Annotated in this window: 12 protein-coding genes; 7 read left to right on the top strand and 5 right to left on the bottom strand. The window is 71.9% G+C overall.

The annotated features are described in order from the left end of the window. Positions 1-25: 25 nt before the first annotated feature. Positions 26-1,219: an aspartate aminotransferase family protein gene (locus MKK54_RS17795; RefSeq protein WP_244012612.1), complete on the bottom strand. Its 1,194-nt coding sequence runs from the start codon at positions 1,217-1,219 to the stop codon at positions 26-28. Positions 1,220-1,502: 283 nt separating this feature from the next. On the opposite strand from MKK54_RS17795, the gene MKK54_RS17790 reads away from it, so the two are divergent. The 5 genes from MKK54_RS17790 (at position 1,503) to MKK54_RS17770 (ending at position 5,878) form a co-directional block, all read left to right on the top strand. Further along, positions 1,503-1,976, top strand: a complete 474-nt coding sequence (locus MKK54_RS17790; RefSeq protein WP_244012610.1) for a RidA family protein — start codon at positions 1,503-1,505, stop codon at positions 1,974-1,976. Then, the gene (locus MKK54_RS17785) at positions 1,973-2,737 is read left to right on the top strand and encodes a glycerophosphodiester phosphodiesterase family protein (RefSeq protein ID WP_244012608.1); all 765 of its coding nucleotides are present in this window, start codon (positions 1,973-1,975) and stop codon (positions 2,735-2,737) included. Before MKK54_RS17790 ends, MKK54_RS17785 begins: the two co-directional genes overlap by 4 nt. A gap of 88 nt (positions 2,738-2,825) precedes the next feature. Continuing rightward, positions 2,826-4,163 carry a GNAT family N-acetyltransferase gene (locus MKK54_RS17780; protein WP_244012606.1) on the top strand — a complete coding sequence of 446 codons (1,338 nt, stop codon included), beginning with the start codon at positions 2,826-2,828 and terminating at the stop codon, positions 4,161-4,163. Beyond that, the gene (locus tag MKK54_RS17775; RefSeq protein WP_244012604.1) at positions 4,160-5,320 is read left to right on the top strand and encodes a M20 aminoacylase family protein; all 1,161 of its coding nucleotides are present in this window, start codon (positions 4,160-4,162) and stop codon (positions 5,318-5,320) included. Before MKK54_RS17780 ends, MKK54_RS17775 begins: the two co-directional genes overlap by 4 nt. Positions 5,321-5,383: 63 nt before the next feature. Beyond that, entirely contained in the window at positions 5,384-5,878 is a 495-nt protein-coding gene (locus tag MKK54_RS17770) for a glutathione peroxidase (RefSeq protein ID WP_244012601.1), read from the top strand. Positions 5,879-5,881: 3 nt separating this feature from the next. Here MKK54_RS17770 and MKK54_RS17765 read toward each other — a convergent pair whose 3' ends face one another. Next, entirely contained in the window at positions 5,882-6,844 is a 963-nt protein-coding gene (locus MKK54_RS17765; RefSeq protein ID WP_244012599.1) for a cation diffusion facilitator family transporter, read from the bottom strand. A gap of 207 nt (positions 6,845-7,051) precedes the next feature. Here MKK54_RS17765 and MKK54_RS17760 point away from each other — a divergent pair, with 207 nt between their 5' ends. After that, the gene (locus MKK54_RS17760) at positions 7,052-7,498 is read left to right on the top strand and encodes an HIT family protein (RefSeq protein WP_244012596.1); all 447 of its coding nucleotides are present in this window, start codon (positions 7,052-7,054) and stop codon (positions 7,496-7,498) included. Positions 7,499-7,508: 10 nt separating this feature from the next. Here the strand turns inward: MKK54_RS17760 and MKK54_RS17755 are convergent, their stop codons facing one another. From MKK54_RS17755 to MKK54_RS17745, 3 genes are all read right to left on the bottom strand, one after another. After that, positions 7,509-7,925, bottom strand: coding sequence for a PilZ domain-containing protein (locus MKK54_RS17755; protein WP_244012718.1), 417 nt, complete (start codon positions 7,923-7,925; stop codon positions 7,509-7,511). Positions 7,926-8,112: 187 nt separating this feature from the next. Next, entirely contained in the window at positions 8,113-8,340 is a 228-nt protein-coding gene (locus MKK54_RS17750; RefSeq protein WP_244012594.1) for a hypothetical protein, read from the bottom strand. Between the two features lie 67 nt (positions 8,341-8,407). Further along, complete coding sequence (locus MKK54_RS17745; RefSeq protein ID WP_244012716.1) at positions 8,408-10,477, bottom strand: NAD(+) synthase; 2,070 nt, start codon at positions 10,475-10,477, stop codon at positions 8,408-8,410. 346 nt (positions 10,478-10,823) lie between these two features. Between MKK54_RS17745 and MKK54_RS17740 the strand changes: the two genes are divergently transcribed. After that, positions 10,824-13,496, top strand: a 2,673-nt coding sequence (locus MKK54_RS17740) for a DNA translocase FtsK (RefSeq protein WP_244012592.1), incomplete at its 3' end; no start/stop codon positions are given.

The following is a 13,496-nucleotide window of genomic DNA, read 5'->3' as shown; positions in this document are numbered from 1 at the left end:
GTCAGGGCCGTCAGGGGTTCCGGTGTCACTCGGCCGCCCCCCGCAGGCGCGTCTCGAGCCGGCTCGCGGTGGCCTCGAGGCGGCGGGCCGCTTCCGCCACGTCCGCCTCCGTGACGATCAGCGGCGGCAGCAGGCGCACGACGTTGTCGCCCGCCGGGATGACCAGCAGGTGCGCGTCCCGCGCGGCGGCCGCGAACTCGGCGTTGAGCACGTTCAGCTTGAGGCCCAGCATCAGCCCCTCGCCGCGGATCTCGGCGATCACGTCGGGGTGGCGGTCCAGCACCGCGGCGAGGCGCTGCTTGAGGCTGAGGCCCATCGCCAGCACATGGTCGAGGAAGCCGTCGGCCAGCACCACGTCGAGCACCGCGTTGCCCACCGCCATTGCGAGCGGATTGCCGCCGAAGGTGGTGCCGTGGGTGCCGGCCGTCATGCCGCGCGCGGCCTCCGCCGTGGCGAGGCAGACGCCGAGCGGGAAGCCGCCCCCGATGCCCTTGGCCGCGCTCATGATGTCGGGGGTGATCCCCGACCATTCGTGCGCGAACAGCTTGCCGGTGCGCCCGACGCCGGTCTGGACCTCGTCCATGACGAGGAGGATGCCGTGCTGGTCGCAGAGGGCGCGCAGGCGGCGCAGGTCGCCGTGCGGGATCACCCGCACGCCGCCCTCGCCCTGGATCGGCTCGATCATCAGCGCGGCGGTCTCGGGTCCGATGGCGGCCTCGAGCGCGGCGAAATCGCCGGTGGGCACCTGATCGAAGCCGTCGACCTTCGGGCCGAATCCCTCAATGTACTTGGCCTGGCCGCCGGCCGCGATGGTCGCCAGCGTCCGCCCGTGGAAGGCGCCCTCGAAGGTGATGATCCGGAAGCGCTCCGGATGGCCGCCCGCCGCATGGTACTTGCGCGCCATCTTGATGGCGGCCTCGTTGGCCTCGGCGCCCGAATTGGCGAAGAAGGCCACGTCCGCGAAGGTCGCGTCAACGAGGCGCCGGCCCAGCCGCTCGCCGTCCGGGATCTCGAACAGGTTCGAGGTGTGCCAGAGCTTCTGCGCCTGGGTGGTCAGGGCCTCCACGAGGTGCGGATGGGCGTGGCCGAGGGCGTTCACCGCGATGCCGGCGCCGAAATCGAGATATCGCTCGCCCCCGCGCGCCACGAGCCATGCGCCCTCGCCGCGCTCGAAAGCGATGGGGGCCCGGGCATAGGTCGGCAGAAGGGCGGATGTCACGATCCCGTCTTCCCGTCTCTCGCGGGCACGCGAGGACCGCGACCGCATCAAATGAAAGTGCCGCCTCGGATGGGGCGGCACGCGCGCGATTACTAGAGAAAAGCTCAATTCTGTCAACGACGGAGGGCCTTCACATCCCCGACATGCCTTTCGTTTAGGCTGATCCGGGACGGCGTGCGCACCGCCTTGCGCCCTTCTCCCGGAAGTGCTCAGAGCCGCGTCACCCCGCGGGACGATCCTGAATCGGACGCGCCCGCATCCCATAGGAAGGAACGCACCCCCGATGAGCACCGTCAACGAACGCCTCGAAGCCCTCGGCCTGACCCTGCCCAAGGCGGCGGCCCCGGTCGCGAACTACGTGCCCTTCGTGCGCAGCGGCAACCTCGTGGTGATCTCGGGCCAGATCTGCTTCGGCCCCGACGGCACGCTCGCCGACGCCCACAAGGGCAAGCTCGGGGCGGAGGTCTCGGTGGAGGCGGGCGTCGCGGCCGCCAGGCTCTGCGCCCTCAACGTGCTGGCGCAGGTGCGGGCGGCGGTGGGCGACCTCGACCACGGCGTCGTGCAGTGCATCCGCCTCGGCGGCTTCATCAACGCGGTCCCGACCTTCGCGGGGCTCGCCGGCATCATGAACGGCGCCTCCGACCTCATGGTCGAGATCCTGGGCGACCGCGGTCGCCACGCCCGCTCCACCGTGGGTGTCGCCGAACTGCCCCTCGACGCGGCCGTCGAGGTCGAGGCGATGTTCGAGGTCAAATGAGCCCGCACGGGAGCCTCAACGCCCCCGCCTGGCTCACCGCCCGGCCCGTCGCCCATCGCGGCCTGCACGACCGGGCGGGCGGGGTGCCGGAGAACACCCTCGCCGCCGCCGAGGCCGCGATTCGGGGCGGCTACGCCATCGAGTGCGACGTGCAACTCAGCGCCGACGGCGAGGCGATGGTGTTCCACGACGAGACCCTGGGCCGCCTGACGACGGCGCGGGACGCCGTCGGCGCGCGGCCGGCCGCCGCCCTCTCGGCCCTCGCGGTGGCGGGCAGCCCGGAATGCATCCCGACCCTGCCGGCCTACCTCGCCCGGATCGGCGGGCGCACGCCTCTCGTGATCGAGGTGAAGTCGCGCTACACCGGCGACCTGCGCCTGACGGAGCGCGTGGCGGACCTGATCGCGGCCTATGACGGCCCCGTGGCGGTGAAGTCCTTCGATCCGCACCTCGTGGCCGCCCTGCGCGGCCTTGCGCCGACGGTTCCGCGCGGCATCGTCGCCGAGACGCGCCAGGACGATCCGGCCTATGCGGCGCTGGCGCCGAGCCTGCGGCGATCCCTGTCCGACCTGCTGCATTTCGACGAGACCCGGCCCGACTTCCTGTCCTGGCGGGTGGACGACCTGCCCTGCGCGCCGACCGTGCTGTGCCGGCTCCTGGGGGGGCGGCCGGTGATGACCTGGACCGTGCGCAACCCCGACCAGCGCCGCCTGGCCGAAGCCCATGCCGACCAGATGGTGTTCGAGGGATTCCGGCCGTGAGCGGCGAGGCCTGAGCGAAGGCCTGCGACGGCGCGCGGCCCCGCGCCGCCCTTGGCCCACCTGCCCCCGGGGACTAGATTGCCCGGCAATGAACAGTCCCGGCGAAACACCCCTTCCCGGCGAAGCCCCCGGTGCTCCGGCCGAGGCCGTGACGGAACTGCAGGTGCGCGCGGTGCCGGGCCTGGCCGGCATCGCCGCCGCCGAGTGGGATGCCTGCGCCACCTCGGCCGAGACCCTCTCGGGCGGCGACGAGACCCACAACCCCTTCATCTCGCACGCCTTCCTCTCGTCGCTGGAGGATTCCGGCTGCGTCTCGCGAAAAGTCGGCTGGCTTCCGCTCCACGTGGCGGTGGAGCGCGAGGGACGCCTCGTCGGGGTGGCGCCCTGCTACCTGAAATCCCACAGCCAGGGCGAGTACGTGTTCGACCACGGCTGGGCGGATGCCTACGAGCGCGCCGGGGGCAGCTACTACCCGAAGCTTCAGGTCAGCGTGCCGTTCACCCCCGTCACCGGCCCGCGTTTCCTCATCGCCCCGGGGGGCGACGTGAACGAGGCCGCCTCCGCGATCGTCGCGGGTCTGCGGGCGCTGCGCGCCGAGACCCGGGCCTCCTCGATCCACGTCACCTTCATGCAGGAACGCGAGTGGGACCAGGCCGGGGCGCTCGGGTTCCTCCAGCGCGTCGACCAGCAATTCCACTGGGACAATGCGGATTACAGGACCTTCGAGGATTTCCTCGGGGCCTTGGCGTCGCGCAAGCGCAAGGCGATCCGGCGCGAGCGCCGCGATGCCCTCGGCCCCGGCATCACCATCGAGCACGTCACCGGCGCCGACCTGACGCCCGCCCATTGGGACGCGTTCTACGCGTTCTACGCCGATACCGGCGCGCGCAAATGGGGCCGGCCCTACCTCAACCGCGCGTTCTTCCGGCTGCTCGGCGAGCGCATGCCCGAGCGGGTGCTCCTGGTGATGGCCCGGCGCGAGGGCCGCTACATCGCCGGCGCCATCAACCTCATCGGCGACGTCGCGCTCTACGGCCGGAACTGGGGCTGCGTCGAGGACCATCCCTTCCTGCATTTCGAGGTCTGCTACTATCAGGCCATCGACTTCGCGATCGCGCGCGGGTTGAAGCGCGTGGAGGCCGGCGCCCAAGGCGAGCACAAGCTCGCGCGCGGCTACCGGCCGGTCCTCATGCACTCGGCCCATGACATCGCCGACCCGGCCCTGCGCCGCGCGGTGGCCGATTACCTGACGCGCGAGCGCGAGCACGTGATCGAGGCCGCCGAAGTCCTGGACACGCTGACCCCGTTCCGGCGCGAACCCGACGCGCCTCCGGCACCCGACTTGCCTGGGCCCGACTTGCCCGATGCGGCGCCGGAGGCGACACCCTCCGGACCCGAGACACCGAAGCCGAAGGAAACGCCGTGAGCCCCATCGATCGCATCCAGAGCTTCGCCGAGGACCTCGTGGCCATCCGCCGCGATTTCCACGCCCACCCCGAACTGGGCTTCGAGGAGGTGCGCACCTCCGGCATCGTCGCCGAGGAACTCGCGCGCTACGGCGTCACCGTCCATCGCGGCATCGGCGGCACCGGCGTGGTCGGTGTGCTGGAAGGGCGCGGCGGTTCGGGCCGGCGCATCGGCTTGCGCGCCGACATGGACGCGCTGCCGATCGAGGAGGAGACCAACCTGCCCTACCGCTCGACCGTGCCGGGCAAGATGCACGCCTGCGGGCATGACGGGCACACCACGATGCTGCTCGGCGCCGCGCGCTACCTCGCCGAGACCCGCGACTTCGACGGCACGGCGCTGTTCGTGTTCCAGCCCGCCGAGGAGGGCCAGGGCGGCGCCCGCGCGATGATCGCCGACGGCTTGTTCGAGAAATTCCCCTGCGACGAGATCTACGCGATCCACAACCAGCCCAACGGGCCGCACGGAAAGATCAAGATCAGGCCCGGCCCCGCCATGGCGGCGGCGGATTTCTTCGACATCCGCATCACCGGGCGCGGCGCGCACGCCGCCCAGCCGCAGCAGGGCATCGACCCGATCGTCGTGGGCTCCACCCTGGTCCAGGCGCTGCAATCGATCGTCTCGCGTAACGTCGATCCGCTCAAGAGCGCGGTTCTCTCCGTGACGCAGTTCCACGCGGGCGCCGCCTACAACGTCATCCCGGAGGGCGCCCACATCACCGGGACGGTGCGGACCTTCGACGCGGACCTGCGCAAGCTCGTCTCCGCCCGCATCCGCGAGATCGCCAAGGGCATCGCCGCCGCCTACGGCGCCACCATCGACGTCGAGATCCGCGACGTGTTCTCGGTGCTGACGAACAGCCCCGAGCACGCGGCGGCGGCGGCCGAGATCGGGCGCGAATTGCTCGGCCCCGAGGGCGTGGACGACACCTCGCGGCCGCGCATGGGCAGCGAGGATTTCGCCGACATGGTGGCGCGGGTGCCCGGGGCCTATGCGTGGCTCGGCGCGACGCCCGGCCCCGGCTTGCACAACGCGAGCTACGACTTCGACGACAGCATCATTCCGATCGGCTCGGCCTTCCTCGCCCGCCTCGTCGAGCGGCGCACCGCCGCCTGACACGCCCGGCCCGGTTGGCGGGGCCCCGACCCCGCCACGCCGCGCCCGATGAGACCCGCCCCCATGAACACCCTGCACGACCTGATCCCGAGGGCCGCTGACGGCGCGCCCTACCCCCTGGCCCGGCACCGGGGCCAGGTCGTCCTCATCGTCAACACCGCCTCGAAATGCGGCTTCACGCGCCACTACGCGGGGCTGGAGGCGCTCTGGCGCCGCCATCGCGCGGAGGGCCTCGTGGTGCTCGGCTTCCCCTGCAACCAGTTCGGCGCCCAGGAGCCGGGGGATGCCGCCGAGATCGCCGCCTTCTGCAGCCTGACCTACGATGTCAGCTTCCCGGTCCTCGCCAAGGTCGCGGTGAACGGCCCTACGGCCGATCCGGTCTTCGCCCACCTGACGCGGGCCAAGGCCGGCCTTCTCGGCAGCCGGGCGATCAAGTGGAACTTCACCAAGTTCCTCGTCGGCCGCGACGGCCGGGTGATCGCGCGCTACGCGCCGTCGACCAAGCCCGAGGCCCTGGAGGGGGCGATCGCCGCGGCCCTGGCCGAGCCCGCGCCCTGAAGCTCAGGCGGGGACGGGACGGGCCGTGGCGCTCGCCCGGGCCTGAACCTCGATGAACACCCGCGTCACGTCGGGGCTGCGCGCCTTCAGCCGGGCCTCGACGCGCGCGACCATGGCCTCGATCTCCCCGGCGCTGAGGTCGTCGTCCATGTCGAGGCTGACGTTCACGAGGACGTCGGACGGGCCGAGATGCTGGGTCAGCACGGCGTTGACGTGATGCACGCCCGCCTCTCCCCGCACCACCGCGCGGATCGCCGCGACGAGTTCGGGATCGGCCGCCTCGCCGATGAGCAGGCCGTGCGTCTCGATCATCAGGAAGACCGCCATGCCGACCAGGATCAGGCCGATGCCGATGGAGGACCAGCCGTCCAGCGACGGCATGTCGAGGACGCGCGCCAGGATCACGCCGGCCAGCGCCACCACGAGACCCATCAGGGCCGCCACGTCCTCCGCCAGGACCGTGAACAGGGCCGGGTCCTTCGAGCGCCGGATGGCGGCGAGCGGCGGCCGGCTGCCCTTCTCGGACCAGAAGGCCTTCAGGGCGACGAAGCAGGAATAGCCCTCGGCCAGCACCGCGAAGCCCAGGATCGCCACGTTCACCCAGAAGCCGGAGACGTGGTGCCCGAAGAGCATGGCGTCGGCCGCAGGCTCCGGATGCCGGAGCTTGTGGATGCCCTCGTAGATCGCGAAGGCGCCCCCGCCCAGGAAGATGAACAGCGCGACGATGAAGGCGTAGAAATAGACCTCGCGGCCGTAGCCGAAGGGATGCGTCGCCGTCGCCGGGCGCCCGGCCCGCTTCAGGCCGATCAGGAGCAGGATCTGGTTGGTGGTGTCGACCACCGAGTGGACCCCCTCCGCCATCATGGCCGAACTGCCCGTGAGGAAGGCGCCGACGAACTTGGCCGCCGCGATGGCGAGGTTGGCGCCCGCGGCGGTGTAGATGGCGCTGGTGCTCTCGTGGGCCATGCGGGACGGGTCTCTCGGCGGGATGGGGCACGGGGGAGCGCCCGGGCGTCGCCGCCCGGTCGCGAAGCGCATCCAACGCGCGGGGCGCGGTCATGGTTCTGGCAAGGGGGCAAGGGGGTTCTGGCAAGGCGGCCCGGGTGTGGACGCGGCCCGCATGCCTGTGCATCGTGCGCGCCGATCGCCCGACCCCCATCCGGAGCCCGCCGCATGACCCCGACGCACGAAGCGCCCGCCTACGACCCCGACAACGTGTTCGCGAAGATCCTGCGCGGGGAGATCCCGGCGGCGCGGGTCTACGAGGATGCCGACACCCTCGCGTTCATGGATGTGATGCCCCAGGGGGAGGGGCACACCCTGGTGATCCCGAAGGCGCCCGCGCGCGGGCTGCTCGATGCCGACCCGGCCTCGCTCGCCGCCGTGGCGCGGACGGTGCAGCGCGTCGCCGGCGCGGTGAAGGCGGCCTTCTCGGCCGACGGCCTCACGGTGTTCCAGTACAACGAGCCGGCGGGCGGGCAGACGGTGTTCCACCTCCACGTCCACATCCTGCCGCGCTTCGAGGGCGTGCCGCTGCAGCGGCACGGCGGCGGCATGGCGGACCAGGCGGTCCTGGCGGAGCACGCCGCGCGCATCCGGGCGGCGCTGGCGGCCGGGTGAGAATGCCGGTTCAGGCCGCGCCGACCGGCGGGCTGGCGAGAAGCCGGCGCAGGGCGGCGTTCTCGGCCTCGAGCTCACCGATCCGGCGGACCAGCGCCAGCATGGCGGCGCCGTCATCCGCCGGCGCCGTCGCGGCCTGCGCAGGGGCCGGCGCGGCCGGCGCCGATGCCGTCGCGGTCTCGTCCACGAAGTTGACGCCGATGCCGTCGGCCCGGCGCCAGCACAGGGCGGCGCGGTAGGTCCTGTCCTTCTGCGGAATGTAGAGCTCGAAGCTCTCGGGCAGGGTCGAGGTCTCGGTCAGGTCCAGGCGCGCGCCGGAGGCGGACAGGTCCCGCACCAGGCAATCCATGCTCGAGGCGCCCTTGTTGAAGAGGATCCGCCCTCTGAGGAACGTCCTCTGCCGAACTTCACTGCGATGCTCCGACATGGCCTGCTGCTCCGACATGGGGCGGTCCCTGGCTCCGGTTTCCCCACGAGGCCGCACCGTGGCACGCCGCCTCTTAAGGAATGATCGCCACGATGCGCGACTCGGGGGAAGCAACCACGAGCCCTGGCGCAAAGATTCGGCCAAGGGTTCGTCTAAGGGGTCGTCCAAGGGATTCAGTGTCCGGTCTTCAGTGAAAGCGGAGATCCATGGTCTGGAACAGGTAGAAGCCGTTGAAGCGGACCGCCGTTTCGGCCGCGCGGTCGTCGAAATCCGACGGCGCATCGCCCGGGCTGCCGAGTTTGCCCCCGAAGGCCCAGCGGCCATTGCCGAGAAAGGGCGGCACCGCGCGGCTCTCGGGCACGGCGCAGCACAGGCCTTCGACGCTCCTGAAGCAGAAAACGTTGTAATTCTGCATCGGTCAATCTCCGATTCGCCCCACTCAAGCTACGCCCTATGGAGCCAATCGGACAGCACTGTGTCGATCACGTCTCCGGAACGTTGCGCGCCCATTCGTCGAGCCAGGGCCCGGCATGGCCGTCGGAGGGCGCCCGCCAGTCGCCGCGCGGGGAGAGGGCGCCCCCGGCCGAGACCTTCGGGCCGTTGGGCAGGGCCGAGCGCTTGAACTGGCTGAAGCCGAAGAAGCGCCTCAGGAACACGCCGAGCCAGCGGCGGATCTCGGCCAGATCGTAGGCACCGCGCTCGGCCTCCGGAAAGTCCGGCGGCCAGACGCCCGCGCCCGCATCGCCCCAGGCATGCAGCGCCAGGAAGGCGATCTTCGAGGGGGGAAATCCGTAGCGGAGCGTATAGAACAGGTTGAAGTCCTGGAGCGCGTAGGGGCCGATCACACCTTGCGTGCTCTGGGGCGTGGCTCCGGGCTCCACCGGCACGAGTTCCGGCGAGATCTCGGTGTCGAGGATCGCGCCGAGGGTCGCGCCGACCTCCGGCGCGAATTGTCCGGTGCCGATCACCCAGCGGATGAGGTGCTGGATCAGGGTCTTGGGCACGCCGGCGTTGACGCCGTAATGGCTCATCTGGTCGCCGACGCCGTAGGTGCACCAGCCGAGCGCCAGTTCCGACAGGTCGCCGGTGCCGATCACGATGGCGCCGTTCTGGTTGGCGAGCCGGAACAGGTAATCGGTCCGCAGGCCGGCCTGCACGTTCTCGAAGGTGACGTCGTAGACCGGCTCGCCGCGCCCGAACGGGTGGTCCATCCCGGTGAGCATCACCCGCGCGGCCTCGCGGATGTCGATCTCGCGGGCCGTGGTGCCGAGAGCCGCCATCAGCGCGTGGGCGTTGGCCTTGGTGCCCTCGGAGGTCGCGAAGCCCGGCAGCGTGTAGGCCAGGATGTTCTCGCGCGGCAGGCCGAGCCGGTCCAGCGCCTTGGCCACCACGATGAGGGCGTGGGTGGAATCGAGGCCGCCGGAGACGCCGATGACGACCCGCTTCGTCCCCGTCGCTTCCAGGCGCTGGGCGAGGCCCGCCACCTGGATGTTGTAGGCCTCGTAGCAATCCTGCGCGAGGCGGCCCGGATCGGCGGGCACGAAGGGGAAGCGCTCCAGGCGGCGCATCAGGCCGAGATCGCCGGCCGGCGGATCGAGCCGGAACGGGACCCGGCGATGGGCGAGGGCCCGGTCTCGACCGGAATCGTCGAAGCTGCCGGCCTGAAGCCGTTCCTGCGCCAGGAGGCCGAGATCGACGTCCGCGAGCGTCATCACGGGCTCGGCCGAGAAGCGCGGGCCTTCCGCGAGGCGTACGCCGCACTCGTCGATGCTGGTCTGCCCGTCCCAGGACAGGTCGGTGGTGGATTCGCCCGTGCCGGCCGCCGCGTAGACGTAGGCGCAGAGGCAGCGCATCGAGGCCGCGCGCGTGAGCAGGGCGCGGGATTCCGCCCGGCCCACCGTGATCGGGCTGCCCGACAGGTTGGCGAGGATCGTGGCGCCGGCGAGCGCCGCGTCGGTGCCGGGGGAGGCGGGGACCCAGAGATCCTCGCAGACCTCGATGCCGAGGACGAGGCCCGGCACGTCCTCGGCCGGGAACAGGAGGTCGGTGCCGAACGGCGCCTCGAGCCCCGCGACCCGGATGGTCTCGGACCCGATCCCGGCCCCGGAGGCGAAGTGGCGCTTCTCGTAGAATTCCCGGTAGTTCGGCAGGAAGCTCTTGGGGACCACGCCGAGGAGCCGGCCCCGATGGATGGCCAGCGCGCAATTGTAGAGCCGGTGGCCCCAGCGCAGCGGCGCGCCGACCACCAGGACGGGCCGGAGCGCGGCCGAATCCGCGACGAGGCGGGCGATGGCCGCCTCCACCGCGTCGAGCACGGTGATCTGAAGGAACAGGTCCTCGATGGCGTAGGCCGAGACGCAGAGTTCGGGAAACACCGCCACCGCCGCGCCGGCCGCGTCGCACGCGGCCGCGAGCGCCAGGATCGCCGCGGCGTTGCGGGCGGGATCGGCGGGATGGCTGCGCGTGGTGCAGGCGGCCACGCGGGCGAAGCCGTGCCGGTAGAGGGAGCGGAAGTCGGGGGCGGCCGAGGGGGCGGCCGATGCCTGGGGCACCGATGCGTCGGGCGCCAGGGGATGGGGCGCCGAGGGATGGGACAAGGGGCAGAGCTCCGGGCTGGTCGGGCCCGCACCTTAACCCTTGCCGTCCTCCGCCTCCAGCGAGGGGTGAGGGGTGCGGGGATGGCGCGCCGGGCCCGGGGTCGGATCAAGCGTCTGTTAACGACGATGCCGCTAACTCGTGCCTGACCCGCGCCGCTCCCGGCGGCGGACCCGTATCGAGTACATCCGGCCAATCATGCGCGCATCGGGACGGCTCCCCTACTCCCATCGTGATCCTTCGCGCCCCGTTCGCGGCGGCGACCGCCTCGGCTTGTCGATCGGCGCCCTGGCGCACCGGTTGATGAATCTCCGTGCCACCCTGTCCCGGCGCCTCGCCGGCCCGCCGCAGCGGCCGGACTACACCGTGGCCGCCACCCGCCCGACCCCGAGCTGGATGACGAGCCCGCAGGCCCTGGTCGGGCGTGGCGAGTTCGGGCGCGGCGAGTTCGGCCGGGGTGAGGTCGGTTTGGCCTTCCGCCCCGCGCCCGCCATCCAGGCCTGGCCCGCCCAGGTCTTCGACGACCGCGCCACCCTCGACATGATCCCGAGCCGCGCGGCCCCGGCCGCCCGCCTCGACGACGGGCTGATGGAGGGCGAGACGCCCGCCCCCCGCGTGCTGATCCGGACGCCGCGCCGGCCCGCCGCGATCATCCCCGAACAGGGCGAGGCGCCCACCTACGCCGCCCCCCCGGCGATGCCCGAGGCGGGGCCGGCCGTGCGCTACACCCGCACCCCCGATCCGGTGCTGCACGAGCGGCGCCAGCGCGCGCTCGATGCCGAGCGCGCCGCCCGCGCCCAGGCCCATGCGGAGGCGGAGGCCGAGGCGCTGCGTCTCCAGGCCGAGCAGGAGGCGATCCGCGCCGAGGCCGAGGCCCGCGAGCGCGCCGCTCAGGAAGCCCAGGCCGAGGCCGAAGCCCTGGCCGCGCGGGTGCCCGAGCCCCTCTGGCGCCAGCCCTTCGTCGCGCCTCCCGGCGTGCGCTTCTTCCGCAGCCCCGACCGCCGCCAGGGCCGCCCCGCGGCGGATGCCTCCGCGCCGCCCGTCGAGCAAGCGCCGCCCGTCGAGACGGCGCCGGAGCCGATGGCCGTGGAAAGGCCCACGGTCCCCGACGATCGCGACTGGTCGGACGTGCCGGATTGGTCGGAGGTCCATGCCTGGTTCGACGGCCGCGACGGCGCCGCCCTCGATGCCTGGTCGGCGATCCAGGCCGAGGCCGCGCCCCTGCCCGCCCCCGAGCCCGTCGTCGCGGTCGCCGAGATCGTGGAGGCCGCTTCGGTCGCGCCGGTCCCGGCCTACCGCCTCGAACATCTGGTCCGGTTCGAGCCCTTCGGCCCGCCGCGTCCCGTCGAGGGCCAGGACAATGCGCAGGACAATGCGTTGGGTCAGGACAACGCCCTCCCGGCGCCCACCCGTCCGGCCCCGCTGCACGCCATGGCGGCCCGCGCGGCGATCCGCGCCGGCCGGCCGGCGCTGCCCGCCCCGGTCGCGGAGCAGGCCCTGCCCGCCGACGCGACGCCCGCCGCGTCGGTTCCGGCCCCCTCCCCTGCCGTCCCGGACGCGATGCGGTTCGTGCCCGTCGCGCCCTTCATCCCGGCGCCGCGCGCCGAGGCCCCGGCCTTCGTGCCGACCGCGATTCCGGCCCGTCCGGTGCTCCTGCGCAACCCCAAGGGAACGCCGAGCGCCCAGGAGGCCGCCGAGCCCGAATCCGCACCGGCCGAGATCGTCGAGGCCGAGGCGCCCGTGCTCCAGGCCGACATCGCCGTGGAGGCGCCGGCCGCGATCCCGGCGCCCGCCGTCAACATGCCGCGCGCGATCCTGCCCGAGCGTCCGCTTCTCATCCCGGCCGGCCGGCACGTGCCGATGTCCTTCGTGGAGAACGCGGATTACGAGCATCCCTCCCTCGAACTCCTGGCCGAGCCGCCGCTGAACGAGACCGAGGAGGTGGACGCGGACGTGCTGGAGCAGAACGCCCTCAACCTCCAGCAGACGGTTCAGGATTTCGGCGTGCGCGGCGACATCCTCGCGGTGCGGCCCGGTCCCGTCGTGACGCTCTACGAACTGGAGCCGGCGCCCGGCACCAAGTCGAGCCGCGTGATCTCGCTGTCGGACGACATCGCCCGCTCGATGTCGGCGGTCTCGGCCCGCGTCGCGGTCGTGCCCGGCCGCAACGTCATCGGCATCGAGTTGCCCAACGACACCCGCGAGACCGTGTACCTGCGCGAACTCCTCGCCTCGGCCGATTTCGGGATGAGCAAGCACAAGCTCGCCCTGTGCCTGGGCAAGAACATCGGCGGCGAGCCGATCATCGCCGATCTCGCCAAGATGCCCCACCTGCTGGTGGCGGGCACCACGGGCTCGGGCAAGTCGGTGGCGATCAACACCATGATCCTGTCGCTCCTCTACCGGATGAAGCCGGAGGAGTGCCGCCTGATCATGGTCGACCCCAAGATGCTGGAACTGTCGGTCTATGACGGCATCCCGCACCTGCTCTCGCCCGTCGTGATCGACCCGAAGAAGGCGGTGATCGCCCTCAAATGGGCCGTGCGCGAGATGGAGGAGCGCTACAAGAAGATGTCCAAGATCGCCGTGCGCAACATCGACGGCTACAACGCGCGCATGGCGGAGGCCCGGGCCAAGGGCGAGGTGATCACCCGCGAGATCCATACGGGCTTCAACCGCGAGACCGGTCAGGCCGTCTACGAGACGGAGGAGATGGACCTCTCGGCGCTGCCCTACATCGTGATCGTGGTCGACGAGATGGCCGACCTGATGATGGTGGCGGGCAAGGACATCGAGGGCGCGATCCAGCGCCTGGCCCAGATGGCGCGCGCGGCGGGCATCCACCTGATCATGGCCACGCAGCGTCCGTCGGTGGACGTGATCACGGGCACGATCAAGGCGAACTTCCCGACCCGGATCTCCTTCCAGGTGACCAGCAAGATCGACAGCCGCACGATCCTGGGCGAGATGGGCGCC

Source organism: Methylobacterium sp. J-068, from assembly GCF_022829445.1.
Taxonomy (GTDB): Bacteria; Pseudomonadota; Alphaproteobacteria; order Rhizobiales; family Beijerinckiaceae; genus Methylobacterium.
This window is presented reverse-complemented; position numbering and strand designations above follow the sequence as displayed.

What these genes read in the sequence shown, in the direction of transcription:
- MKK54_RS17755 (WP_244012718.1), bottom strand. Translation starts at nt 7,925, where the DNA reads ATGTCGGAGCATCGCAGTGAAGTTCGGCAGAGGACGTTCCTCAGAGGG.
- MKK54_RS17750 (WP_244012594.1), bottom strand. Translation starts at nt 8,340, where the DNA reads ATGCAGAATTACAACGTTTTCTGCTTCAGGAGCGTCGAAGGCCTGTGC.
- MKK54_RS17765 (WP_244012599.1), bottom strand. Translation starts at nt 6,844, where the DNA reads ATGGCCCACGAGAGCACCAGCGCCATCTACACCGCCGCGGGCGCCAAC.
- MKK54_RS17785 (WP_244012608.1), top strand. Translation starts at nt 1,973, where the DNA reads ATGAGCCCGCACGGGAGCCTCAACGCCCCCGCCTGGCTCACCGCCCGG.
- MKK54_RS17780 (WP_244012606.1), top strand. Translation starts at nt 2,826, where the DNA reads ATGAACAGTCCCGGCGAAACACCCCTTCCCGGCGAAGCCCCCGGTGCT.
- MKK54_RS17790 (WP_244012610.1), top strand. Translation starts at nt 1,503, where the DNA reads ATGAGCACCGTCAACGAACGCCTCGAAGCCCTCGGCCTGACCCTGCCC.
- MKK54_RS17760 (WP_244012596.1), top strand. Translation starts at nt 7,052, where the DNA reads ATGACCCCGACGCACGAAGCGCCCGCCTACGACCCCGACAACGTGTTC.
- MKK54_RS17770 (WP_244012601.1), top strand. Translation starts at nt 5,384, where the DNA reads ATGAACACCCTGCACGACCTGATCCCGAGGGCCGCTGACGGCGCGCCC.